23 protein-coding genes are annotated in these 23338 nt (G+C 73.8%); 15 read left to right on the top strand and 8 right to left on the bottom strand.

Going from position 1 to position 23338, the window contains the following annotated elements:
- The first annotated feature begins 27 nt into the window (after nucleotides 1-27).
- The 3 genes from ACH4S8_RS18940 (at nucleotide 28) to ACH4S8_RS18930 (ending at nucleotide 3505) form a co-directional block, all read left to right on the top strand.
- Nucleotides 28-1440: a helix-turn-helix domain-containing protein gene (locus ACH4S8_RS18940; protein ID WP_398395326.1), complete on the top strand. Its 1413-nt coding sequence runs from the start codon at nucleotides 28-30 to the stop codon at nucleotides 1438-1440.
- Nucleotides 1441-1614: 174 nt separating this feature from the next.
- Complete coding sequence (locus ACH4S8_RS18935) at nucleotides 1615-2202, top strand: helix-turn-helix domain-containing protein (RefSeq protein WP_398395324.1); 588 nt, start codon at nucleotides 1615-1617, stop codon at nucleotides 2200-2202.
- A gap of 37 nt (nucleotides 2203-2239) precedes the next feature.
- Nucleotides 2240-3505 (top strand): MFS transporter, encoded by a 1266-nt coding sequence (locus ACH4S8_RS18930; RefSeq protein ID WP_398395322.1) that lies wholly within the window; start codon nucleotides 2240-2242, stop codon nucleotides 3503-3505.
- Nucleotides 3506-3524: 19 nt separating this feature from the next.
- Here the strand turns inward: ACH4S8_RS18930 and ACH4S8_RS18925 are convergent, their stop codons facing one another.
- Nucleotides 3525-4160 (bottom strand): TIGR03085 family metal-binding protein, encoded by a 636-nt coding sequence (locus ACH4S8_RS18925; RefSeq protein WP_398395320.1) that lies wholly within the window; start codon nucleotides 4158-4160, stop codon nucleotides 3525-3527.
- A gap of 142 nt (nucleotides 4161-4302) precedes the next feature.
- Between ACH4S8_RS18925 and hisI the strand changes: the two genes are divergently transcribed.
- The 11 genes from hisI (at nucleotide 4303) to lgt (ending at nucleotide 13973) form a co-directional block, all read left to right on the top strand.
- Nucleotides 4303-4716, top strand: a complete 414-nt coding sequence (gene hisI, locus ACH4S8_RS18920; protein WP_398395318.1) for a phosphoribosyl-AMP cyclohydrolase — start codon at nucleotides 4303-4305, stop codon at nucleotides 4714-4716.
- A gap of 11 nt (nucleotides 4717-4727) precedes the next feature.
- Nucleotides 4728-6215, top strand: a complete 1488-nt coding sequence (locus ACH4S8_RS18915) for an anthranilate synthase component I (protein ID WP_398395316.1) — start codon at nucleotides 4728-4730, stop codon at nucleotides 6213-6215.
- A 170-nt stretch (nucleotides 6216-6385) separates the two neighbouring features.
- Nucleotides 6386-7039 (top strand): TIGR02234 family membrane protein, encoded by a 654-nt coding sequence (locus ACH4S8_RS18910; protein WP_398395314.1) that lies wholly within the window; start codon nucleotides 6386-6388, stop codon nucleotides 7037-7039.
- 183 nt (nucleotides 7040-7222) lie between these two features.
- Entirely contained in the window at nucleotides 7223-7468 is a 246-nt protein-coding gene (locus ACH4S8_RS18905; protein WP_398395312.1) for an HGxxPAAW family protein, read from the top strand.
- A gap of 93 nt (nucleotides 7469-7561) precedes the next feature.
- Nucleotides 7562-8011, top strand: coding sequence for a DUF2752 domain-containing protein (locus ACH4S8_RS18900; RefSeq protein ID WP_398395310.1), 450 nt, complete (start codon nucleotides 7562-7564; stop codon nucleotides 8009-8011).
- 165 nt (nucleotides 8012-8176) lie between these two features.
- Entirely contained in the window at nucleotides 8177-8986 is an 810-nt protein-coding gene (gene trpC, locus ACH4S8_RS18895; RefSeq protein ID WP_398395308.1) for an indole-3-glycerol phosphate synthase TrpC, read from the top strand.
- Nucleotides 8987-9215: 229 nt separating this feature from the next.
- Nucleotides 9216-9413, top strand: coding sequence for a tryptophan biosynthesis modulator TrpM (trpM, locus tag ACH4S8_RS18890; RefSeq protein ID WP_398395898.1), 198 nt, complete (start codon nucleotides 9216-9218; stop codon nucleotides 9411-9413).
- 287 nt (nucleotides 9414-9700) lie between these two features.
- Entirely contained in the window at nucleotides 9701-10993 is a 1293-nt protein-coding gene (gene trpB, locus ACH4S8_RS18885; protein WP_398395306.1) for a tryptophan synthase subunit beta, read from the top strand.
- Nucleotides 10990-11805, top strand: coding sequence for a tryptophan synthase subunit alpha (trpA, locus tag ACH4S8_RS18880; protein WP_398395304.1), 816 nt, complete (start codon nucleotides 10990-10992; stop codon nucleotides 11803-11805). The genes trpB and trpA overlap by 4 nt, the downstream gene beginning before the upstream one ends.
- A 149-nt stretch (nucleotides 11806-11954) precedes the next feature.
- Nucleotides 11955-12731 (top strand): DsbA family protein, encoded by a 777-nt coding sequence (locus ACH4S8_RS18875; RefSeq protein ID WP_398395302.1) that lies wholly within the window; start codon nucleotides 11955-11957, stop codon nucleotides 12729-12731.
- A 117-nt stretch (nucleotides 12732-12848) separates the two neighbouring features.
- A complete protein-coding gene (gene lgt, locus ACH4S8_RS18870; protein WP_398395300.1) occupies nucleotides 12849-13973 on the top strand; it encodes a prolipoprotein diacylglyceryl transferase in 1125 nt (374 codons plus the stop codon).
- An 86-nt stretch (nucleotides 13974-14059) separates the two neighbouring features.
- Here lgt and ACH4S8_RS18865 read toward each other — a convergent pair whose 3' ends face one another.
- Genes ACH4S8_RS18865 through ACH4S8_RS18835 form a run of 7 tightly spaced genes read right to left on the bottom strand, consistent with a single transcriptional unit; the run spans nucleotide 14060 to nucleotide 22107 of the window.
- Nucleotides 14060-14899 carry an HpcH/HpaI aldolase/citrate lyase family protein gene (locus ACH4S8_RS18865; protein WP_398395298.1) on the bottom strand — a complete coding sequence of 280 codons (840 nt, stop codon included), beginning with the start codon at nucleotides 14897-14899 and terminating at the stop codon, nucleotides 14060-14062.
- A complete protein-coding gene (locus ACH4S8_RS18860) occupies nucleotides 14896-16098 on the bottom strand; it encodes a CaiB/BaiF CoA transferase family protein (RefSeq protein WP_398395296.1) in 1203 nt (400 codons plus the stop codon). The genes ACH4S8_RS18865 and ACH4S8_RS18860 overlap by 4 nt, the downstream gene beginning before the upstream one ends.
- Complete coding sequence (rbsK, locus tag ACH4S8_RS18855; RefSeq protein ID WP_398395294.1) at nucleotides 16095-16988, bottom strand: ribokinase; 894 nt, start codon at nucleotides 16986-16988, stop codon at nucleotides 16095-16097. The genes ACH4S8_RS18860 and rbsK overlap by 4 nt, the downstream gene beginning before the upstream one ends.
- Complete coding sequence (locus tag ACH4S8_RS18850; RefSeq protein ID WP_398395292.1) at nucleotides 16985-18349, bottom strand: ADP-ribosylglycohydrolase family protein; 1365 nt, start codon at nucleotides 18347-18349, stop codon at nucleotides 16985-16987. Before ACH4S8_RS18850 ends, rbsK begins: the two co-directional genes overlap by 4 nt.
- A complete protein-coding gene (locus tag ACH4S8_RS18845) occupies nucleotides 18337-19506 on the bottom strand; it encodes an ADP-ribosylglycohydrolase family protein (protein WP_398395290.1) in 1170 nt (389 codons plus the stop codon). The genes ACH4S8_RS18850 and ACH4S8_RS18845 overlap by 13 nt, the downstream gene beginning before the upstream one ends.
- 7 nt (nucleotides 19507-19513) lie before the next feature.
- Complete coding sequence (locus ACH4S8_RS18840; RefSeq protein WP_398395288.1) at nucleotides 19514-20995, bottom strand: ADP-ribosylglycohydrolase family protein; 1482 nt, start codon at nucleotides 20993-20995, stop codon at nucleotides 19514-19516.
- Nucleotides 20992-22107 carry an ADP-ribosylglycohydrolase family protein gene (locus tag ACH4S8_RS18835; protein ID WP_398395286.1) on the bottom strand — a complete coding sequence of 372 codons (1116 nt, stop codon included), beginning with the start codon at nucleotides 22105-22107 and terminating at the stop codon, nucleotides 20992-20994. Before ACH4S8_RS18835 ends, ACH4S8_RS18840 begins: the two co-directional genes overlap by 4 nt.
- 272 nt (nucleotides 22108-22379) lie before the next feature.
- Between ACH4S8_RS18835 and ACH4S8_RS18830 the strand changes: the two genes are divergently transcribed.
- Nucleotides 22380-23111, top strand: a complete 732-nt coding sequence (locus ACH4S8_RS18830) for a VIT1/CCC1 transporter family protein (protein ID WP_398395284.1) — start codon at nucleotides 22380-22382, stop codon at nucleotides 23109-23111.
- Nucleotides 23112-23338 lie beyond the last annotated feature (227 nt).

Below are 23338 nucleotides of genomic sequence, written 5' to 3'. Positions count from 1 at the left end.
CCGAGCCGACTCCGGTGGAGGACAGCGATGCAGCACCTCGTACCCGCCCACGTCCGGTACCGGCCCGGAGCGCGGTCCCCGGCACCGGCCGCCCGCCCGGCCCTCGACGCGGAGGTGCTCGCGGTGCTGCACCGCGCCGCCCGGGCCCTGCTGGCGGGGCTGCCCGAGCTCGGCGAACGCCTGGTCGACCTCCTGGTGGAGCGCGAACCCGCGTACCGCGCGGCCGTGGAGGCGGACGCGGAGAGCGTCCGCGACGAGGTGCGGCGCTCGCTGCGGCTCAACGTCGGGTCCCTGATCCGGCCCGGTGCGCTGCGCGAGGAGGCGCGCCGCTGTTCCTGGGCCATCGGCAGGGCCCGTGCCGAGGGCGGCCTTCCGCTGGACGCGCTGCTGCGCGCCTTCCGGCTGGGCGGCGGCATGATCTGGCAGGAACTCGTCGACGAGACGACCCGGCGCCATCCCGCCGACGCGCGCCTGCTCGTGCACGTGGCCGCCGACGTCTGGAACTTCGTCGACGACCACTGCGCCGTCGCCGCCGACGCCTACCGTCAGACCGAGCGCGAACTGATGTGGCGCAGGGAGAACCGGCTGCGGCTGATGACGGCCGCGCTCCTCGACGGCACCGCCCGGATCGCCGATCTGCCGGCCACCGCCGCCGCCCTGGGGCTTCCCGGCCAGGGCCGGTACGCGGTGGTGCTGGTCCGGCTGCCCGCCGGCCGGGCCTTCGCCGACGGACCCGGCCGGGTTCGCCTTTCGGGCCTGCGGACCCTCTGGTACCGCGACCGGGACAGCGAGGGCGGTTACGGCATCGTCCTGCTCGGCGAGCGCTCCGGGGGCGGGGACCGGCCCGGCCGCGACCACGAGAACGGTCCCCTCGGCACGGACCCCGGTCCGGCACCGCCCCCGGGGGCCGGGGGCGCCCAAGGTGGCGCGGACGGCCGGGGCGGGGAGCGCCCCGGGACGCACGGGCCCGACGTGGACGCGGGGGAGGTCGCCCGCCGGCTGACCGTCCCACCGGCGGCCCGCGTCGGGGTGAGTCCGGTCGTGGAGGGGCTCGTGGCGATCGGTGACGCCCGCCGGCTGGCCGACACGGCGTTACGGGCCTGCCCGCGCTCCGGCGGAACCGTCGTGCTGGAGGAGCATCTGCCCGCCGCGCTCGTCGTCTCCGCGCCGGTCCTCGGCGCGGCACTGTCCGAGCGGGTTCTCGGGCCGCTGCTGCGGCTCGACCTGTCCGACCGGGACATCATGCTGGACACGCTGACGGTCTGGCTCGCCTGCGACGGCTCCGCCCAGCGGGCCGCGGGTCGCCTCTACTGCCACCGCAACACCGTCCTGAACCGGCTGCGCCGCTGCGAACAGCTCACCGGCCGCTCCCTGACCCGGCCCGCGGACGTCGTGGAACTGTCCCTGGCCCTGGCGGCGCACGCCCTGCTCGATCCGTGAGGGCTCCGCGGTTCCGCCGGTCGCCTCGCTCTGCCTCACCTCACCTTGCCTTGCCTTGCCTCGTCTCGCCTTCGCCCTGCCTCGTCTCGTCTCGTCTCATCTCGGCCGGGATGTGAAATGAAAGTTGCGCAATTTTAGTTGCGCAACTTTTCCTTCACATCTACGGTGGACCGCATGCCGAGCCAGGAGAACCGCCGGATCACCGATGTGGGCACCCTCAAGGCCCTGGGGCACCCGCTGCGGATGACGCTGTACAGGGCTCTGCTCGTCGCGGGCGCCGCCACCGCCTCGCAGTTGGGCGGGCAGGTCGACGAGGCCCCCTCGCTCGTCAGCTACCACCTGCGCAAACTCGCCGATCACGGGCTGATCGAGGAGGCCGAGCCGCGCAGCGGAGACGGGCGCGAGCGCTGGTGGCAGCCGGCGTCGGACGGCGTCAGCGTCCGGGGCGCCGACTTCCGGGACGCGCCGGAGAAGGAGGTCGCCCACCTCGCCTTCACCCGGCTCTATCTCGACCAGCGCACCGAGCTCTACCGGCGCTACCTCGACGAACGGGCCACCTGGCCGACGGAGTGGAACGACGCCGTCGCCGACGCGGAGGGCAACCTGCGGCTGACGGCGGCCGAACTGGCCTCTCTGCAGGCCGAGTTGCTCGCCGTCATCCGCAAGTACGACGAGAAGGGCCGCGCGGACGAAGCGGCAGGTGACACCGAAGGGCGCGAGAACGTCGCGCTGCACCTCTACGGATTCCCGTTCCGTGCCTGATCCCGAGAGCACGTCCGCCCCGAAAGGACCCGGCCCCGTGACCGCGACCGTCATACCGAGCCCCGCCCAGGACACCGACCGGGCTCCCGCCAGGCCCGCTCACCGCGACGGCAACGTGCTGCGCTGGCTCGGGGCCTACACCTCGTCGATGATCGGCGACAACGTCTACTACATCGCGTTGTCCTGGGCCGCCGTCCAGGCCGGCAGCCCCTCCCAGGCGGGGCTCGTGATGTCCGTCAGCGCCGTGCCGCGGGCCCTGCTGATGCTGGGCGGGGGAGTGGTCGCCGACCGGTTCGGGCCGCGCAAGGTCGTCATCGGCAGCGACGCGGTGCGCTGCACGGCCGTGCTGGCGCTCGCCGCACTGCTCTTCGCGACCAGCCCGGGGCTGTGGCTGCTGGCCCTGGTCGCCGTCGTCTTCGGCGTCGTCGACGCCGTGTTCATGCCCGCCGTGGGAGCCCTTCCCGCCCGGGTCACCGGCCGCGACCAGCTCGCCCGGGTGCAGGGCATGCGGGGACTCGCGATCCGCTCCGCCAACGTGCTGGGAGCCCCGCTCGGCGGGCTCGCGGTCGCCCTCGGCGGCGCGGCCACGGCGTTCGCGCTGGCCGGCCTGCTCATCGCCGTGTCGGTGCCGCTGCTCATCTCCGTACGTATGCGGTCGCTGACCCCGGACGAGGCGCCGGACCCGGCCGGACGCACCGCGTGGCACGACCTGCGCGACGGTCTGCGCTACATCCGCGGCCACCGCGTTCTCGCCCCGCTCATCGCCGTCATCGCCCTCGGCGACCTCGGCTTCGTGGGGCCGCTGAACGTCGGACTGACCCTGCTCGCCGACCGGCGCGGCTGGGGCGCGTCCGGGATGGGCTGGGTCCTCGCCGCGTTCGGCACCGGAGCGGGGGCCGTCGCGCTGCTGCTGACCCTGCGCGGCCGGCTCCCGCGCGCGGGCACCGTCGCCGCCGTGGCCATCCTCGGCGGTTCCGTGGCGATCGGTTCGCTCGCCTTCGTGCCGGGTGTCGCCGGGGCCGTCGGCGTCGCCCTCGTCGTCGGACTGCTCGCCGGGCTCAGCGGCGCCCTGTGCGGAGCCCTGATCCAGACCCAGTCCGACCCCGCCTACCTGGGCCGGGTCAGCGCCGTCGCCGGCATCGTCAGCCTGGGCCTCGCGCCGCTCAGCATGCCGGTGACCGCCGCCGCGATCGGCTGGTGGGGCACCGGACCGGTCTTCGTCACCAGCGCCGCCGTGTGCGGCCTCGGCGGGGTCCTCACCCTGTGCGTACGGGACCTGCGCCGAGCCGAACTGCCCCACTGACGGCAGCCGGCGAACGCCGCTAGATCCCCAGCTGCTTCGCCTCGTGGAGCTTGGTGACCGCGTCCTCGTCGCCGTCCAGCACGACGTCCGCCACGCTCTGCCGGCCGAACGCGAACAGCAGCAGCTCCGAGGGCTCGCCGGTCACCGTCACCACCGGCGTCCCCTTGTTCAGCACCGTGGTCTGGCCGTTCGGGCGGCGCAGGACCACACCCGTCGGGGCACCGCGGCCCATCAGCCGGGCCGTACGGTCCAGGCGCGACCACAGGGCCTCCTGGAACACCGGGTCCAGCTCGCGCGGCGTCCAGTCCGGCTGCGCGCGCCGCACGTCCTCGGTGTGGACGTAGAACTCCACCACGTTCGACGCCTCGTCCACCTGCTTCAGGGAGAACGGGGAGAACCGCGGCGGCCCCGTCCTGAGCAGCTGGATCAACTCCTCGTACGGCTTCTCGGCGAACTCCGCCATCACCCGCTCCAGCCGGGACGCGAGCTGTTTGACGACGACACCGCCGGCGGCGTCGAGGCGCCGTTCGCGCACCACCACGTGCGCGGCGAGATCCCGGCTGTTCCAGCCCTCGCACAGGGTCGGGGCGTCCGGTCCCACTGCTTCCAACAGATCGGCCAGGAGGAGCCGTTCACGCTTCGCATGGGTCGACATGGCAGCCAGCCTACGGCCGGGCACCCGCTCCGCCCAGTGGAGAGCACGCCGGACGCGCCGCGCCCCGCCCGTGGACGACCACGCCGGTCCGGCCTGTGGACAACCGCCGGGAGCGACGGCCCGGCGCGGCACAATGGCACGCATGACCAGCACGCCTCCTGCCAGCAGCCTGGACCCCGAGATCGCCGCCCGCCTCAAGCGCAGCGCCGACGGACTCGTCCCCGCCATCGCCCAGCAGTACGACACCGGTGAGGTGCTGATGCTCGGCTGGATGGACGACGAGGCACTGCACCGCACCCTCACCACGGGCCGCTGCACCTACTGGTCGCGCAGCCGCCGGGAGTACTGGGTCAAGGGCGACACCTCCGGCCACTTCCAGCACGTCAGATCCGTGGCCCTGGACTGCGACGCCGACACCCTGCTGGTGCGCGTCGACCAGGTGGGCGCCGCCTGCCACACCGGCGCCCGCACGTGCTTCGACGCCGATGTGCTGCTGAAGGACGCGGGCGACCGGGCCGAGGGCGCCGATTCCGGCGCACCGGCCGGGAATCAGTAAGGTCAGCCGCCATGGACCTCGAGACGTTCCGCAAGCTGGCCACCGACCGCCGTGTCATCCCCGTCAGCCGCAAACTGCTCGCGGACGGCGACACGCCGGTCGCGCTCTACCGCAAACTGGCCGCCGAGCGCCCCGGCACGTTCCTGCTCGAATCCGCGGAGAACGGCCGCACCTCCCTGTCCTGGTCCCGCTACTCCTTCGTGGGCGTCCGCTCCGCCGCGACCCTCACCGAGCGGGACGGACAGGCGCACTGGCTCGGCACCCCGCCCGTCGGCGTCCCCGTGGACGGCGATCCGCTCGCCGCCCTGCGCGCCACCATCGAGGCGCTGCACACCCCGGGGACCGAGGGGCTGCCCCCGTTCACCGGCGGCATGGTCGGCTATCTGGGCTACGACATCGTGCGCCGCCTGGAGAAGATCGGCCCCGGCGAGCGGGACGACCTCAAGCTGCCCGAGCTGACCATGCTGCTCACCAGCGACCTCGCCGTCCTGGACCACTGGGACGGCTCGGTCCAGCTGATCGCCAACGCGATCAACCACAACGACCTGGAAACCGGCGTCGACGAGGCGTACGCGGACGCCGTCGCCCGTCTCGACGCCATGGAGGCCGACCTCTCGCGCGCGGTGTCCCAGCCGCCCGCGGCGCTCCCGCCCTCCGAACTCCCCGAGTACACCGCGCTCTGGGGAGGACCCGACTTCCAGGACGCCGTCGAGGACATCAAGGAGCGCATCCGGGCCGGCGAGGCCTTCCAGGTCGTCCCCTCCCAGCGCTTCGAAACCCCCTGCACGGCCAGCGCGCTGGACGTCTACCGCGTCCTGCGGGCGACCAACCCCTCGCCGTACATGTACCTGTTCCGCTTCGACGGCTTCGACGTCGTCGGCTCCTCCCCGGAAGCCCTGGTCAAGGTCGAGGGCGGACAGGCCATGGTGCACCCCATCGCGGGCACCCGGCCGCGCGGCGCGACCGTCCAGGACGACCAGGCCCTCGCCGACGAACTGCTCGCCGACCCCAAGGAGCGCGCCGAGCACCTCATGCTCGTCGACCTCGGGCGCAACGACCTCGGACGGGTCTGCGAACCCGGCTCCGTCGAGGTCGTCGACTTCATGTCCATCGAGCGGTACTCGCACGTGATGCACATCGTCTCCACGGTGACCGGCCGGGTCGCCGCGGGCCGTACGGCCTTCGACGTGCTCACCGCCTGCTTCCCCGCCGGCACGCTCTCCGGTGCGCCCAAACCCCGCGCGATGCAGATCATCGACGAACTGGAGCCCTCCCGGCGCGGGTTGTACGGCGGCTGCGTCGGCTATCTCGACTTCGCCGGCGACTCCGACACCGCCATCGCCATCCGTACGGCCCTGCTGCGCGACGGCACGGCCTACGTCCAGGCCGGCGCCGGCATCGTCGCCGACTCGGTCCCCGAGGCGGAGGACGACGAGTGCCGCAACAAGGCGGCGGCCGTCCTGCGCGCGGTCCACACGGCCAACCGGCTCGGGCGCTAGGGCCTGTCCCGGCGGGCGTTCGTCGTACAGGCCGCACCCGGCCTGTACGACGGCTGTGTCCCGGCTGTGCGCGGGCCCCGTCCGGCGGCCGCGCGGCACCGGCGCCGCGCGGCCGATAGGACGAGGGTCACGCAACCCCGGGTGACGGTTCGCCCTGGGTTCAGGCGATAGTGGGGTCTGTGACTGCTGTACCTCACCCCCGATCCGAAGCCGCGGGACCCGCCCGGTCCGGCCGCCGCAGCCTTGCCGTGACCCTGCTGAGCGGCGCGCTCGGCGCGGCCGTCGCCCTGCTCGCCACCCGGCAGGGCTGGGCGAGGGGGACCGCGACCGTGGCCGGCGGCGACTTCCCGCTGACCGTCAAGGGCAGCGACGTCACGGGTGTGCCCGCGGCGCTCGCGATAGTCGGCCTCGCCGCGCTCGTCGCCGTCTTCGCCGTCCGCCGCTCCGGCCGCCTCCTGGTCTCCGCGCTGCTCGCGCTCTCCGGCGCGGGCATCGTCGTCGCCGCCGTCCTCGGCGCGGGCGACAGCTCCGCCCTCGACGAGCGGGCCGCCGCGGCCTCCGGCAACACCGCCGCCACCGCGGCCGGGATCGGCCACACCCTCTGGCCGTACGTGGCCGCGGCGGGCGGTGCGCTCATCCTTCTGGCCGGACTGCTCGCGCTGCGCCACGGCCGCTCCTGGCCCGCCATGTCTGGCCGCTACGAGCGGGACGGCAGGCCCCGGCCCCGCAAGGCCAAGCCGGTCGACCCGGACCGCCCAGAGGACCTCTGGAAGGCCCTCGACCGCGGCGAGGACCCCACCGGCCCCGACCAGGCCGGGACCTAGCGCCACGACGGGGCGAACGTCGCCTGCCGCGGCACTGGGGGACCGGCGCCCTCCGCTCCCGCGCCCCGCCCCGGCCGGACCGTCGCGCGGGAGTGACCCCCCGCTCACACCGGACCCGTGCGTACGGGACAATGGGCGGTGAGCGTCCGACTCACACACGCATACAGCAACGAGGAGCAAGTCATGGCGGGCAGCAGCCACGGTCACACCCCGGCCGCCTGGACCGGTGTCATCATCGCCTTCATCGGTTTCTGCGTCGCGGGTGCCTTCATGGTCAAGGCCGAACCGCTGGGCTTCTGGGCCGGCATGGTCGTCGTCGCCCTCGGCGGTGTCGTGGGCCTGGTCATGCGCAGCATGGGCCTCGGCCAGCCGAAGGCCGCCCCGCACCCCGCGAACGCGGCGCGTTCGACCGTGAGCGCCGACGCCTGACCCACTGAGGCTGCGCGCAAGGCGGTCCCGGCACACCCGCCGGGGCCGCCTTGCGCGTACCCGGGCGAGCGCCCGTTCCGGGCGAGGGGCAGAATGCGTTGCGTGAACGCCGAAATCCAGAGGGTGACGCGGACCGGCCCGGACACGGGTGTCCTGCGGCGGCTCGCCGTTCCCGGCGGGCTGCTCGCGGCCGTCGCCGGGGCCTTCGCGTACGTCGGGACGGTCGATCCCAATCAGCCGGGCCACTACCCCGTCTGCCCGCTGTTCCGCCTCACCGGCCTGTACTGTCCCGGCTGCGGTGGTCTGCGCAGCGCGTACGCCTTCGCGCACGGGGACCTGGCCGCGGCGCTCACGGACAACGCGCTCGCCGTCGGCGGGTATCTGGCCTTCGCGGTGCTGTGGGCCGTCTGGGTGATCCGCGCGGTGCGCGGACGGCCGGCGCGGCTCGATCTCGGACCGGTCCACCTGTGGGGCCTGGGCGCGTTGGTGCTGGTCTTCACCGTTGTCCGGAATCTTCCGTCCGGCGGCTGGCTGCATCCTTGATCAAATGACAAATGTCCAGGTAGTGGGACCGGCGTCAACCGGATGCGAGGCCTACGCCTTCCTCCGGATACCATCGCAGTGACCCGACTTTTCCGTCAGGGACGGTGAACCCGGGTCGCGGCTCGACCGCTTCAACCGTCCACCGCAGGGAAGGGGGCCGCTCGCGTGAGTGTGCTCGACGAGATCATCGACGGAGTCCGTGCCGACCTCGCGGAGCGGCAGGCGCGCGTCAGCCTCGACGAGCTCAAGGAGCGCGCGGCGAAGGCTCCGGCGGCCAAGGACGGCGTGGCCGCCCTGCGCGGTGACGGCGTCAAGGTCATCTGCGAGGTCAAGCGGTCCAGCCCGTCCAAGGGCGCGCTCGCCGCGATCGCGGACCCGGCGGGCCTGGCCGCCGACTACGAGGCGGGTGGCGCGGCCGTCATCTCCGTCCTCACCGAACAGCGCCGCTTCGGCGGTTCGCTCGCCGACCTGGAGGCCGTCCGCGCCCGCGTGGACATCCCGGTGCTGCGCAAGGACTTCATCGTCACGTCGTACCAGCTGTGGGAGGCCCGCGCGTACGGCGCCGACCTGGCCCTGCTCATCGTCGCGGCCCTGGAGCAGCCCGCCCTGGAGTCCCTCATCGAGCGTGCCGAGTCCATCGGGCTCACCCCGCTGGTCGAGGTGCACGACGAGGACGAGGTCGAGCGCGCGGTGGACGCCGGCGCGAAGATCATCGGTGTCAACGCGCGTGACCTGAAGACGCTGAAGGTCGACCGTTCGACCTTCGAGCGGATCGCCCCGGAGATCCCCGACGGCCTCGTCAAGATCGCCGAGTCCGGTGTCCGCGGGCCGCACGACCTCATCGCGTACGCCAACGCGGGCGCCGACGCGGTCCTGGTCGGCGAGTCCCTCGTCACCGGCCGCGACCCGAAGACCGCCGTCTCCGACCTGGTCGCGGCGGGCGCCCACCCGGCCCTGCGGCACGGACGGGACTGACCCGCCGGTGTCCACCCCGACCCTCGCCCCCGCCGTACCCCGTCCGGGCCGGTGCCCCGACGGTGTGCCGGCGCGCGCGGGGTCGGCCCTGCCTACTGTTTCCGGCGCGCTCCCGCGGGCGCGGGCCGGATCACCCGTGCCCGGGACCGACGGCGCGAGCCCGTCGCCGGCCGTCGGGCACCTCCCCGTGGACCCGTACGCCGAACGCGCCGGTGCGCCGTCCGGCGCCGTGCCCCCGGTCCCCTCGGCGGCCCGTGACCCCTACGCACGCCTCGCCCGCGGCTGCCGGCCGCGCGGCTGCCGGGCGCCCGCACGCCGTGTGCACGGGCGCCGGGTCCGTTACGTCATCGGCGACGAGCCGGGTCAGGTCAACGGCATGCGATGGCCCGAGCGCGTACACGCGCTCACGCCCTTCCCGGCCCGGTAACCCGCACGGGTGAACCCGGCCGCGTCCTGGTCCACCGCAGCGCGGGGACCGGGCAGAGTCCACGCCACACGTGGACCGGGCCGTATCCACCCCGCACGGGGACCGAGCCGGAATCCGGCACTCGGCGGTCCCGCGACGGCACGTCCGTCGGGCGCGCGGGCGGAACGGCGGCAGGACGGGCGGCGGCACCGGGGGAGTACCCGGTGCCGGTGGAGCGCGGGTGCGTCCGGTTTCCGTGACCCTGTCCGATCCCGTGACCGGGGCTGTCGCCCCTGCGAGGTATCCGCATGCCCAGCGAGTTCTTCATTCCCGACCCCGACGGTCAAGTGCCCAGCCCCGAAGGCTACTTCGGCGCGTTCGGCGGCAAGTTCATCCCGGAGGCGCTGGTCGCCGCCGTGGACGAGGTCGCCGTCGAGTACGACAAGGCCAAGGCCGACCCCGAGTTCGCCCGCGAGCTCGACGACCTGCTCGTCCACTACACCGGACGCCCGAGCTCCCTCACCGAGGTGCCGCGCTTCGCCGAACACGCCGGCGGCGCGCGGATCTTCCTCAAGCGCGAGGACCTCAACCACACCGGCTCGCACAAGATCAACAACGTGCTCGGCCAGGCCCTGCTCACCCGGCGCATGGGCAAGACCCGGGTCATCGCCGAGACCGGCGCGGGCCAGCACGGCGTCGCCACGGCCACCGCCTGCGCGCTCTTCGGTCTCGAATGCACCATCTACATGGGCGAGATCGACACGCAGCGCCAGGCGCTGAACGTGGCCCGGATGCGCATGCTCGGCGCCGAGGTCATCGCCGTGAAGTCCGGCTCCCGCACCCTCAAGGACGCCATCAACGAGGCGTTCCGCGACTGGGTCGCCAACGTCGACCACACCCACTACCTCTTCGGGACCGTCGCCGGCCCGCACCCCTTCCCCGCCATGGTCCGCGACTTCCACCGGGTCATCGGCGTCGAGGCCCGCCGGCAGATCCTGGAGCGTGCCGGACGGCTGCCCGACGCCGCCGTCGCCTGCGTCGGCGGCGGCTCCAACGCCATCGGCCTCTTCCACGCCTTCATCCCCGACAGCGGGGTACGCCTGATCGGCTGCGAGCCCGCCGGGCACGGCGTGGAGACCGGCGAGCACGCGGCGACCCTGACCGCGGGCGAGCCCGGCATCCTGCACGGATCGCGGTCGTACGTCCTCCAGGACGAGGAGGGGCAGATCACCGAGCCCTACTCGATCTCGGCCGGACTCGACTACCCCGGCATCGGTCCCGAGCACTCCTACCTCAAGGACAGCGGCCGGGCCGAGTACCGCGCGGTCACCGACGACGCGGCGATGCAGGCCCTGCGGCTGCTCTCCCGCACCGAGGGCATCATCCCGGCCATCGAGAGCGCCCACGCGCTCGCCGGGGCGCTGGAGGTCGGCAGGGAGCTGGGCGAGGACGGCCTGATCGTCGTCAACCTGTCCGGACGCGGCGACAAGGACATGGACACGGCCGCCCGCTACTTCGGCCTGTACGACGACGGCGTCGACGCGGTCGTCGCCGCGGACGCCGACAGCGAGAACGCGGAGATCGAGGGGGACGCCAAGTGAGCGGCAACATCCGGCTGTTGAGCGACACCCTCGCGGGTGCGAAGGCCGAGGGGCGGTCCGCCCTCATCGCCTACCTGCCCGCCGGGTTCCCGACCGTCGACGGCGGCATCGCGGCGGTCAAGGCCGTCTTCGACGGCGGCGCCGACGTCGTCGAGGTCGGCCTGCCGCACAGCGACCCGGTCCTGGACGGCCCCGTCATCCAGACCGCCGACGACATCGCCCTGCGCGGCGGCGTCAGGATCGCGGACGTCATGCGGACCGTCCGGGAGGCCTTCGAGGCCACCGGCAAGCCCGTCCTCGTGATGACGTACTGGAACCCGATCGACCGCTACGGGGTCGAGCGCTTCACCGCCGAGCTCGCCGAGGCGGGCGGCGCGGGCTGCATCCTGCCCGACCTGCCCGTCCAGGAGTCGGCGCTGTGGAGGGAGCACGCCGACAAGCACGGCCTCGCGACCGTCTTCGTCGTCGCGCCCAGCAGCAAGGATGCCCGGCTCGCCGAGATCACCGCGGCCGGCAGCGGCTTCGTGTACGCGGCCTCGCTGATGGGGGTCACCGGAACCCGGGAGTCGGTCGGGAACCAGGCTCAGGACCTGGTGGCCCGTACCAAGGCCACCACCGACCTGCCCGTCTGCGTCGGCCTCGGCGTCTCCAACGCCGAGCAGGCCGCCGAGGTGGCCGGCTTCGCCGACGGCGTGATCGTCGGCTCGGCGTTCGTGAAGCGGATGCTGGACGCGCCGGACGAGGCCGCCGGCCTCGTGGCCGTACGGGAACTCGCGGCCGACCTCGCGAAGGGCGTGCGCACGACGGCGTGACGCCGCGGAGAGGGCCCGCGGGCACGGCCGGGCGGATCCGCCCGGGCACGGCCACGCGGATCCGTGCGTAACGGACAATCCGCTCACTCGAACGAGTGGACCTTGGACCGGGGAGGCGCGCTGCGCCTCCCCGGTTCGTTCTGCCGGATGTGAGCGAGAAGAACCGTGACGGAAAGCGCAACGCCCGCGAGCGGCTGGCGGTCGAGCGAGAGAAGCAGAAGGCCGCGGACAAGCGCCGCCGCGCGCTGATCGTGGGGGCGTCGGTGGTCTGCGTCCTCGGCCTGGCCGCCGTGATCGGCGTGGTGGCCGCCAACTCGGGCAAGGACAAGAAGAGCGACACGTCGGGCCCGGTCGTGTCGCCCTCGGGCGCCACCGGCAAGGACAGTCTCGCGATCCCCGTCGGCAAGGACGGCGCCAAGTCGACCCTCACGGTATGGGAGGACTTCCGCTGCCCGGCCTGCCAGGCCTTCGAGGCGGCCTACCGTCCGACGATCCGCGAACTGACCGACTCCGGGCAGCTGAAGGCCGAGTACCACCTCGTCCGGCTGATCGACGGGAACATGGGCGGCACCGGCTCCCTCAGGGCGGCCAACGCGGCGGCCTGCGCCCAGGACGCCGGGAAGTTCCGCGACTACCACGACGTGCTGTACGAGAACCAGCCCAAGGAGACCGACGACGCCTTCGCCGACAACGCCAAGCTCATCGAGCTCGTCGGCAAGGTCAAAGGCCTGGACACCCCGGCCTTCCGCGCGTGCGTCAACGACGGGACCCATGACAGCTGGGTCCAGAAGTCGCACGCCGCGTTCCAGGCCGGCGGCTTCTCGGGCACCCCGACCGTGCTCCTGGGCGGCAAGAACATCTACACGGACCAGTCGATGACCCCCGCCAAGCTCAAGCAGATGGTGGAGGCGGCCAACAAGGGCTGAGCCGTCACCGGGCTCCGGCGCCCCCGCCTTCCACGGGCCGGGGGTGCCGCACGTTATGGACCCGTTGCGGGGCTGCCCGCCGTGGGTGGCGTCCGGCACGGTAGCGTCGACCTTGCCATGGAACTTGCCTACATTCCCAGCCCGTCGCACGGTGTGCTGCACCTCGGCCCCATTCCGCTGCGCGGCTACGCGTTCTGCATCATCATCGGCGTCTTTCTGGCCGTCTGGCTCGGCAACAAGCGCTGGATCGCCCGGGGAGGGCGGACCGGCACGGTGGCCGACATCGCGGTCTGGGCCGTGCCCTTCGGTCTCGTCGGCGGCCGGCTCTACCACGTGATCACGGACTACGAGCTGTACTTCAGCGAGGGCCGTGACTGGGTGGACGCCTTCAAGGTCTGGCAGGGCGGGCTCGGCATCTGGGGGGCCATCGCCCTCGGTGCGCTGGGCGCCTGGATCGGCTGCCGCCGCCGCGGTATCCCGCTGCCCGCCTGGGCCGACGCCGTGGCACCCGGCATCGCCTTCGCCCAGGCGTGCGGACGCTGGGGCAACTGGTTCAACCAGGAGCTGTACGGCAAGCCGACGGACGTTCCGTGGGCGCTGCACATCACGTCCTCCACGGACGGCCGCGTTCCCGGCTACTACCACCCGACCTTCCTGTACGAGTCCCTGTGGTGCGTCGGCGTCGGTTTCCTGGTCATCTGGGCCGACCGCCGGTTCAAGCTCGGCCACGGGCGCGCCTTCGCCCTGTACGTCGCCGCCTACTGCGTCGGCCGGGGCTGGATCGAGTACATGCGCGTCGACGACGCCCACCACATCCTGGGCCTGCGGCTGAACGACTGGACCGCGCTGGTGGTCTTCCTCCTCGCGGTGCTCTACTTCGTGCTCTCGGCCCGGCTGCGTCCGGGGCGCGAGGAGATCGTGGAGCCGGGTGCCGTGGAGGACGCGGCCGCCGAGGGCGACGAGTCCGCTTCCGCAAAGGACGCGGCCGACGACAAGGGCGAGGACAAGACCAAGGGCAAGTCCGAGGGCAGGACCGAGGACGGCGGGACGAGCGAGGACGCGGGCGAGGCCGGGACCGACGGCGGGTCCGTCGACCTCGGCAAGGAGACCGTCACCGAGTCCGCGAAGTCCTCGGAGACCACCGCGTCCGCCTCCGTGACGGAGCCCGGGGAGAAGCCCGAGGCGGAGGCCGAGTCGGAATCCGTGGTGCGGGACGAGGCCGGGTCGGCCAAGAAGGGCTGAGCTCCAGCCGTACACGTACACACGTACGCACGAAGGGGCGCCGCGTCCGGGACGCGGCGCCCCTTCGTGCGTACGGGCCCGTGCTCTCAGGCCAGGCGCCGGGCGAGGGCCAGGGTGCGGCGGGCACCCGTGACCACCGCCGCGTCGATGAACCGGCCGTCCGGCAGGGCCTGCGCACCCGGATCGGCGGCGGCCGCCCGGATGACGGCCTCGGCGGAGTCGACCTCGGCCGGGGTGGGGAGGTAGGCCCGCTCGATGATGGGGAGCTGGCGGGGGTGGATCGCCGCGCGCCCGAGGAAGCCGAGGGCGCGGCCGCGTGCGCAGGACGAGGCCAGGCCCTCGACGTCGCGGATGTCGGGGTAGACCGACTGGGCCGGCGGGGGCAGCCCCGCCGCCCGCGCGGCCACGACCAGGCGGGCCCGGGACCAGTCGAGGCCCGCCTCGTCACGGACGCCGAGATCGGCCCGCAGATCGCTCTCGCCGAGCGAGATACCGCGCAGCGCGCGATGGGACGAGGCGATGGAGTACGCCTGCTCGATGCCCAGGGCCGTCTCCAGCAGGGCGTAGAGCGGGATCGTGCCGCCGTCGGCGGAGGGCGCGTTCTCCGCCACCCGCATGACGTCGCAGCGCGAGGTCACCTTCGGCAGCCGCAGCCCGGACAGGCCGGGCAGCGGGGAGAGCGTCTTCAGGTCGGCGTCGCAGAAGGGGCCGTCGAGGGCGTTGACCCGGACGTGCACCGGGACGGGCGGTGCCTCGGCGAGCAGGTCGGCGGTGGCGGAGCGGGCGTACTCCTTGCGGTGCGGGGCGACCGCGTCCTCCAGGTCGACGAGGACGACGTCCGCGCCGGAGGCCAGCGCCTTGGTCACCACCTCGGGACGGTCGCCCGGCGCGTACAGCCAGGTCAGGGGCAGCAGGTCCGCGGTCACAGCGCCCCCTCCGCCCTCAGCGCCTCGATCTCGGGCGCCGTCAGGCCGAGCTCACCGAGTACGGCGTCGGTGTCCGCGCCGTGCGGACGGCCCGCCCAGTGGATGGCACCGGGGGTGGCGGAGAGCCGGAAGAGGACGTTCTGCATGCGCAGCGGTCCCAGTTCGGGGTCGTTGACGCAGGTGACCGTGTCCAGGGCCTGGTACTGCGGGTCGCTCATGACGTCCCGGACGTCCTGGACCGGTGCGATCGCCGCCTCGGCCTTCTCGAAGGCGGCGAGGACCTCGTCCCGGGTGCGTTCGGCGATCCACGCGCCGACCGCCCCGTCCAGGACGTCGGCGTGGCGGGCCCGGTCCGCGCCGGTCGCGAACCACGGTTCGTCGATCACGTCGGGGCGGTCGACCAGCCGCATCACCCGCTCGGCGATGGACTGCGCCGACGTGGAGACCGCGACCCAGGAGCCGTCGGCGGTGCGATAGGTGTTGCGGGGAGCGTTGTTCGCCGAGCGGTTGCCGGTGCGCGGCTGGACATGGCCCAGCTGGTCGTACCAGATCGGCTGCGGGCCGAGGACGGTCAGGATCGGCTCGATGATCGCCATGTCGATCACCTGGCCCTCTCCGGTGCGCTCGCGTGCCCGCAGGGCGGCCATCACGGCGTAGGCCGTCGCCAGCCCGGCGATCGAGTCGGCCAGGCCGAACGGCGGCAGGGTCGGCGGAGTGTCCGCCTCGCCGGTGATCGCCGCGAAGCCGCTCATCGCCTCCGCGAGGGTGCCGAAGCCGGGGCGGTGCGCGTACGGGCCGAACTGGCCGAAGGCGGTGACCCGGGCGAGGACCAGCCGGGGGTTGGCCGCGGACAGCTCCGCCCAGCCCAGGTCCCACTTCTCCAGGGTGCCCGGCCGGAAGTTCTCGATGATCACGTCGGCGTCGGCGGCGAGCCGGAGCAAGGTCTCCCGGCCGCCGGGCTTCGACAGGTCGAGGGTGATCGTGCGCTTGTTGCGGCCGAGGAGCTTCCACCACAGGCCGATGCCGTCCTTCGAGGGGCCGTGCCCCCGGGACGGGTCCGGCCGGGAGGGGTGTTCGACCTTGACGACCTCCGCGCCGAAGTCGCCGAGCATGGTGGCGGCGAGCGGCCCGGCGAACAGGGTCGCGAGGTCGAGGACGCGCAGGCCGTCGAGGGGGCCGCCCTCACCGGGCCCGTTCACGCGCCGGCCCGGGTGTCGATCTCGGAGCGGTACGGCATCGAGGAGGTCGCCCCGTGCCGCTGCACCGACACCGAGGCGGCGGCCGACGCCCACACCATCGCCTCCGACATCTCCCGGCCCTCGGCGAGCGCCACCGCCAGGGTGCCGACGAAGGTGTCGCCCGCTCCGGTGGAGTCGACGGCGGTCACCCTGGGCGCGGGCACCGTGATGGGATCGGCGCCCCGGGCCGCGTACAGGCTGCCCTCGGCGCCCAGGGTGACGACGACCTCCGGGACCTGTTCCAGCAGTGCCGCGGCGGCTCCACGCGGGTCGGTGAAGCCGGTGAGCGCGGCGGCCTCGTGCTGGTTGGGCACCAGTACGTCGATGGCGGCGAGCAGTTCGGGCGGCAGGAACTGCGCGGGGGCCGGGGTCAGGATCGTCCGGACGCCGTGTCTGCGGGCGGCCTCCGCGCCGGCGAGCACGGCTTCGAGCGGGATCTCGAGCTGCAGGAGAAGCGCGTCGGCGCTGGCGATGAGGCCCTCGTCGCCGGGGGCGAGGGAGGTGACGGTGCCGTTGGCGCCGGGGATGACGACGATCGCGTTGCCGCCCTCGTCGTCCACCACGATGTGCGCGGTGCCGGAGGGGCCCTCGGTGGTACGCAGATGGTCGGTGTTCACGCCGAAGTGCTCCAGCGTGGAACGGAGTTGGCTGCCGAAGGAATCGGCGCCCACCGCACCGACCAGGGAGACGTCGGCGCCCGCGTGCGCGGCGGCCACCGCCTGGTTCGCGCCCTTGCCGCCGGGGATCGTACGGAACTCCCGTCCCGTCACGGTCTCTCCGCGCTGCGGGGCCTTGGCGACATACGCGACGAGGTCCATGTTCGTGCTGCCGAGCACGGCGATATGGGTCATGGGCGAACGGTCTCCCGGTGTGTGAGGTGGGCGAGGGCGTCGAAGCCGATGCCGTTGAAGTCGGCGACGGAGGTGGCGAGCCGGTTCTTGAGGGGGCCCGTGAAGCGGTCGGGCAGCGCGGCGGGGTCGCCCGTGAGCAGGCCGGCGATGCTTCCGGCCGTCGCGCCGTTCGAGTCGGTGTCCAGACCGCCGGACACCGCCCGGCAGACGGAGCCGGCGAAGTCGCCGTCCGCGTGGGTGAGCGCGGCGGCGATCAGCGCGGTGTTGGGGACGGCGTGGACCCAGTGGCAGTCGCGGTGGACGGCGTGCAGTTCGTCGACGACCGCGTCGAAGTCCTTCGTCGTACGGGCCAGCCGGACGGCCTGGCGGACCGCCCGGGCCAGCCGGGAGCCCGGCGGGACGACTCTGAGTCCGGTCCGCAGACAGGCGTGGACGTCCGCGGCCGGGCCGGCCGCCTCGGCGATGGCGGCGGCCGTGAACATCGCCGCGTAGACGCCGTTGGCCGTGTGGGTGAGGGCGGCGTCGCGGTGTGCCTGTTCGGCGGCCCGCGCCGGGTCGCCCGGGTTGGTCCAGCCGTGCACGTCCGCGCGGATCAGGGCGCCGATCCACTCACGGAACGGGTTGTGGCGGCGGGCGGTGTCCGGGGGCTCGACGCCGCCGAGGAGGTTGCGGTAGGCGACGCGTTCCGCGGTGAAGGTCCGGCCGGCGGGGAGTTCGTCGAGCCAGAGGCGGGCCACGTCCGCGGTGGTGAAGTCCCGGCCGTACCGCTGGAGCAACAGGAGGTTCAGGAGAGGGTAGTTGAGGTCGTCGTCCTCCGGCATGCCGTCGATGTTCTCGGCCAGCGAGGTGGCGGCGGAGCGCCGGTTCCAGGGGTGGGCGGCCAGCAGTTCCCCGGGGACGCCCCGTGCGGTGAACCAGGTGTGCAGGGGCCAGTTGCCGGAGGCCCGAGCGAGGGCCCGGATCGCTTCGAGGGGGAGTTTCTCCACGGGTTTGCCGAGCAGGCAGCCGACGGCCCGCCCGAGCCAGGCCGCTTCCAGGCGGGCCGGGCCGGGAGCGGGCAGGGACGCGTACCGAGGGGGCGGCCAGTCGGGGCACCGGTCCTTGATCAGTGCCAGGTCCGTCGGTTCGTCGTCCGCCAGTCTGCCCGGCAGGGCGGCGAGTTCGTCGAGAAGGACGGACGCCAGCCGGCGCAGGGACGGCGAGGCCGGGGCCGTCGACGCGCCCGCGCGCGGCGGGGCGGTCCTGCCGCCCGCCGCGTACCAGCGGGCCGCGACGACGGACGGGTCCCGGCCGTCCTGCACGGCCTGGTGGAGTTCGTGGCCGAGGAGGTCCTCGGGCTGGACCCAGGTCAGCCGGAGCACGGTGTTCCCGTCAGCGCGGCGTACGCCGCCTCGTGGGCCCGGCGGCGGTGGACGTCACGGTCGAAGATCTCCCGGGTCACCTCGGCCAGCGTACGCGCCGGGGCGTCCAGGTCGAGGCGGCTGGACTCGGCCACCGTCTTGGCCCAGTCGTGCGGGACCTCGGAGCCGAGCGCGCCCGCGAGGGCGCCGGCCATGGTGGCGATGGAGTCGCAGTCGCGGCCGTAGTTGACCGAGCCGAGGACCGCGTGCCGGAAGTCGCCGCCGGACACCAGCAACATGCCCAGCGCGACGGGGAGTTCCTCGATCGAGTGGAGCCGGGAGGGACGCCGGGCGCCGAGGGAGGGGGAACGGTAGTCGGGGCCGACCGTGTCGAAGGGCGCGACCGCCCGGCGCAGCGGGACGAGCGCCGACTCGAAGTCCGTGTACCGCGAGGCGACTTCGCACACCGCCTCGACGGCGGCGCGGGTGCCGTCCTTGGCCAGCGCCAGGCACGCGGCGACGACCGAGCCGGGGTCCGCGCCGGGCGAGCAGGCCGCCGCCACCGCTGCCGCGAAGACGCCCGCGGCCTCGCGCCCGTACGAGGACTGGTGGGCGCCCGCGATGTCGAGCGCCTCGGCGTACGCGCCCGCCGGGTTCCCCGCGTTGACGAGGCCGGCCGGGGCCATGTACATCGCGGCACCGCAGTTGACGATGTTGCCCGTGCCGGCCTCCCGGGGGTCCACATGGCCGTAGTGGAGGCGGGCGACCAGCCACTTCTCGGCGAGGAAGATCCGCTGCAGGGGCAGCGCCTCGCACTCCAGCTCCGGGATCCAGCGGGGGGTCGTCATCAGGTCCGGGACCAGGTGCTCGGCGACCGCGTAGGCGTCGAGGTGGTCGCGGACCTCCGCGTACACCCGTACCAGCGCATGGGTCATCAGGGTGTCGTCGGTGACGTGCCCGTCGCCCTTGTGGTACGGGGCGACGGGGCGGGCGGTGGGCCAGGCGTCGCCGTTCCAGGGGCCGACGACGCCGTGTACGCGGCCGCCGTGGCGTTCGGCGATCTGCTCGGGGGAGTATCCCTCGACGGGGCCGCCGAGGGCGTCGCCGACCGCGGCTCCCACGAGGGCTCCGACGATCCGTTCGTCGAGGGTTCCGTTTCCTTCTCCTTTGGGCGTCATGCCCGAATCATCCCTCTGGGGCGGCCAGTTCCGGGGAACGAAGCGGGTCGGCGAGTCCTGTCGCCTCCAGGAGTTCGGCGAGCCCGACGAGATCCGTGCCGGTCAGCCGGGGCAGCGCACAGCCGGACAGGGTGCGGCAGGCGTCGCGCCAGGAGGCGGGTACGGCGGCGGCGCCGCCGAGCGCGCCGGTGAGCGCTCCGGCCAGGGCGGGCGCCGAGTCGGCGACCCGGGACAGGCAGGCGGCGGCGGGTACGGCCTCGGCGATCCGGCCGTGCGCGGCCAGGGCCAGGGCCAGGGCGACGGGGACGGTCTCGGCGGCGGCGATGCCGTAGCTGTAGACGTGGTCGACGATCCGGTGCTCCAGCAGCGGGACCAGCGCGAAGGTGCTCTCGCTGTCCTGGGCCAGCGCGAGGGCGTCGCGGGCGTTGCGGCCGATCTCCGTCGCGGCGGGCAGTTCGGCCAGGGCCGCCTCCACGCAGGTGCCGACGCCGTGCCCGGCGAGGGCGAGGGCCACGGCGGTGGCCATGGCGCGGGCGCCGTGCACGCCGTCGCCGTCCTGGGTGTAGCGGGCGTCGAACTCGGCGAGTTCCGCGGCGAGTCGGGGGTCTCCCGGGTGCGCCACGGCGAGCACGCAGGCCCGGACGCAGGCCGCGTCGTCGAAGTAGTGCGGGTTGTCGTGGCCGGTGGCGGGCGGGCGCAGACCGGTGGCGAGGTTGCCGAGTCCGGCCCGCACCGAGATCCGGGCGCGCAGCGGGAGCAGGGCGGACTCGACCTCGGGGGCGCGGTCCGCGGCGGCGGCGACCTCGCTGGCGACGGCGTTCCAGGACAGGTCGATCGACGCGCGCATCCGGCGGTCCAGGCTCAGATCCCCGAGCGCCGCGGTCTCCCCGGCCCGCAGTACGGCCTCCGCCGCGAACGCCGCCCACTCGGCGTCGTCCGAGGGGCCGAGCCGCAGCGGTTCCGGCGGCTGGTTCAGCGCGATCGGCACCGGCAGGGTCGTCGTCGCGTTCTGTTCCGCGAAGGTGTCCAGCTCGCGGGTCAGCCGCCGGGTCCACTCGGGCATCCGGGCGGCCCGGTGCCGCGCGGCGGGCCAGCCCGCGGCGTCCCCGGCGGCCAGTCCGAGCAGCAGCCCTTCGATCCGGCGCACACCCGCTTCCCCGGGCGCCCCGGCCGGTGAGACCCCGGCTTCCCGGACCGCGGGGGCGCCCGGCGCGGAGGTGCCCGGCGCGGAGGCGGCCGGCTCCGCGGTCCGGCGGTCCGCCGGATCACCCCCTCCGAGCAGCGCCCCGGCCCGGACGGCACCGGCGAGGACACCACCGGCGACAGCCGCGGCCTTCGCCCCGGCGGCGAGCACCACGGGCTCCGCCTGCGCGGCGGCCGGCGCGGGCCGCGTTTCCGCGGTGGGCGGGGTGTCCTCCGGGGGTGTCGCCGATGCCGCGCCCTCGCCCGGTGCCGGGGCGGACCCGTCTCCGGCCGGGCCGGGGCTCATGACCGCGCCTCGTCGTCGCGGCCGACGGATGCGCGCCTGTCCGCGTCCGGCGACCGGACCGCGTACCCGGTCTCCGCGGTGGGCGGTACGCGGCCCCCGGCGCCCCACTTCTCCCCGTCCTCCGGGATCAGGAGTTCCGCCACGTCCAGGATGTGGTGGCCCTCCATGGAAGGCAGGCAGCTCCCGCGGGCCGGTCCGATGGCCGCCGCCCACTCGGCGGGGACCGAGGACATCCCCCGCGTCGCGCCCGCCAGCGCCCCGGCCACCGCGGCCGTCGTGTCGGCGTCGCGGCCCATGTTCACCGCGGTCAGGACCGACTCGGTGAACACCCCGTCCGCCGCCGCGTACGCGCCGAACGCCAGGGCCACGGCCTCGGGAGCCAGGTCGGTCCACGGGTAGCCGCCGATCACCACCGCGGAGCGCACCGCGCGTTCCCCGCGGTGGGCCACGGCGACCGCCCGGCGCAGCGAGCGGGCCGTCCAGGAGTCGTCCGGGACGACGGCCAGGGCGGAGGCGACGACCGTGACGGGGGAGGCGCCCCCCATCGCGGCGGCGACCCCGGCCGCGACCGCCTGGCCGCCGTAGATGCCCTCGCCCTCGTGGCTCACCGAGCCGTCGATCGCCACGAGCCGGGCCGCCTCGGCGGGCCGGCCCGCCGCGAAGACGCCGAAGGGTGCCGCGCGCATGGCGAGACCGTCGCTCCAGGCGTGCCGGTGCTGGGCGGAGATGGGCGCGGCGAGCCCCCGGCGGAGGTTCTCCAGCGTGCCGCGCTCGCTGAAGCCGGCACCGCGGAAGGGCCCCTCGTCGCGGTCCGCGATCCACTGGTGCCAGGCCGATTCGACGTGCGCGACGGTCAGCGCCGAGCCGTGCCGGGCCAGCAGCAGCCCCGAGAAGATGGCGTACTCGGTGTCGTCCGTCCCGGCCGGGTTCTCGGCGACGTATCCGGTGATCCGGCCCCATCGCGCGCGGATCTCCGACGGCTTCATGTTCTCGGCGGGTGCGCCCAGCGCGTCCCCGACGGCGAGCCCGAGCAGCGCGCCGCGTGCCCGGTCACGGAGATCTGCGGCCTTCCCGGACGCCGGGGCCGAGGGAATGCAGGCGATGGAAGCCATACGTGCTTCTCCTCTCGGGGTCCCTGCCGGCGCGCGGAATGCGGCGCGCGGAACCCTTTGCGGATCTGTGCCACGTTGGCGGTTGACAGGAGCCTCGTGGGCTCCACTGTCACCCGGTCGACATATGTGCATGACATGCCACGGATGAGCGTCGAAGGGTAAAAGCGCAGGTTAGCCCAGCCTTTCCTTGCTGGCGGCGGGGAATTTCGCGGCGTACTTTCAGAGTTGTCGAAAAGTGGAAGCTGTCCAATCAAGCACTCTGGGGGACCGGCATGGCGATCATCGAGACCGAGGCGACGCTGCATGTGGCGCACCGCGACAACCACACCCACCGCGATGTCAACGGCGGCTGGCTGCGCCCCGCCGTGTTCGGCGCGATGGACGGTCTGGTCTCCAACCTCGCCCTGATGACCGGCGTCGCCGGCGGATCCGTCTCCCAGCAGACGATCGTCATCACCGGACTCGCGGGCCTGGCCGCCGGAGCCTTCTCCATGGCCGCCGGCGAGTACACCTCCGTCGCCTCGCAGCGTGAGCTCGTCGAGGCGGAACTCGACGTCGAGCGGCGTGAACTGCGCAAGCACCCCAAGGACGAGGAGCGCGAGCTGGCGGCGCTGTACGAGGCCCGCGGCGTCGAGCCCGAGCTGGCCCGCGAGGTCGCCCGGCAGCTCTCCCGCGATCCCGAGCAGGCCCTGGAGATCCACGCCCGCGAGGAACTCGGCATAGACCCCGGCGACCTGCCCTCCCCGGCCGTCGCCGCCGTGTCCAGCTTCGGCTCGTTCGCGCTCGGCGCCCTGCTGCCCGTGCTGCCGTATCTGCTGGGCGCGACCGTGCTGTGGCCGGCGCTGCTGCTCGCCATGATCGGGCTCTTCGCGTGCGGTGCCGTCGTGGCCAAGGTGACCGCGCGGTCCTGGTGGTTCAGCGGGCTGCGCCAGCTCGCTCTCGGGGGTGCCGCGGCAGGTGTGACGTACGCCCTCGGCACTTTGTTCGGCGCGGCCGTAGGATGAGGCCTCGATCACCTATGCAAGGGACTGCATAAGTAATTGTTACCCGGCGGTTTCGATTCCGTGGCCACTGGGAATGAGCCGTAAGCGCCGCGGGCAATGACGCCCGCGTCGCATCTCTCGCGGCGGATCACGACCTCTGCCGCGAACCGGACCGATGGTCATCGATCTGTCCGCTCAGGTCCCAGTACCTCCCACTGCCGAAGCGCGTCACCCCCGCCGCGGCTCCT

The organism is Streptomyces sp. NPDC021080 (assembly GCF_044333225.1).
Classification (GTDB): Bacteria; Actinomycetota; Actinomycetes; order Streptomycetales; family Streptomycetaceae; genus Streptomyces.
Note: the sequence above shows the minus strand (reverse complement) of the source record. Positions and strands in the feature narration are given on the sequence as shown.

Bases quoted from the DNA above. Each gene is read 5' to 3' on its own strand.
- ACH4S8_RS18830 (WP_398395284.1), top strand. From the start codon at position 22,380: ATGGCGATCATCGAGACCGAGGCGACGCTGCATGTGGCGCACCGCGAC.
- ACH4S8_RS18845 (WP_398395290.1), bottom strand. From the start codon at position 19,506: ATGACGCCCAAAGGAGAAGGAAACGGAACCCTCGACGAACGGATCGTC.
- ACH4S8_RS18925 (WP_398395320.1), bottom strand. From the start codon at position 4,160: ATGTCGACCCATGCGAAGCGTGAACGGCTCCTCCTGGCCGATCTGTTG.
- rbsK (WP_398395294.1), bottom strand. From the start codon at position 16,988: ATGACCCATATCGCCGTGCTCGGCAGCACGAACATGGACCTCGTCGCG.
- hisI (WP_398395318.1), top strand. From the start codon at position 4,303: ATGACCAGCACGCCTCCTGCCAGCAGCCTGGACCCCGAGATCGCCGCC.
- ACH4S8_RS18940 (WP_398395326.1), top strand. From the start codon at position 28: ATGCAGCACCTCGTACCCGCCCACGTCCGGTACCGGCCCGGAGCGCGG.
- ACH4S8_RS18840 (WP_398395288.1), bottom strand. From the start codon at position 20,995: ATGAGCCCCGGCCCGGCCGGAGACGGGTCCGCCCCGGCACCGGGCGAG.
- lgt (WP_398395300.1), top strand. From the start codon at position 12,849: ATGGAACTTGCCTACATTCCCAGCCCGTCGCACGGTGTGCTGCACCTC.
- trpB (WP_398395306.1), top strand. From the start codon at position 9,701: ATGCCCAGCGAGTTCTTCATTCCCGACCCCGACGGTCAAGTGCCCAGC.
- ACH4S8_RS18915 (WP_398395316.1), top strand. From the start codon at position 4,728: ATGGACCTCGAGACGTTCCGCAAGCTGGCCACCGACCGCCGTGTCATC.
- ACH4S8_RS18835 (WP_398395286.1), bottom strand. From the start codon at position 22,107: ATGGCTTCCATCGCCTGCATTCCCTCGGCCCCGGCGTCCGGGAAGGCC.
- ACH4S8_RS18905 (WP_398395312.1), top strand. From the start codon at position 7,223: ATGGCGGGCAGCAGCCACGGTCACACCCCGGCCGCCTGGACCGGTGTC.
- ACH4S8_RS18935 (WP_398395324.1), top strand. From the start codon at position 1,615: ATGCCGAGCCAGGAGAACCGCCGGATCACCGATGTGGGCACCCTCAAG.
- ACH4S8_RS18900 (WP_398395310.1), top strand. From the start codon at position 7,562: ATGCGTTGCGTGAACGCCGAAATCCAGAGGGTGACGCGGACCGGCCCG.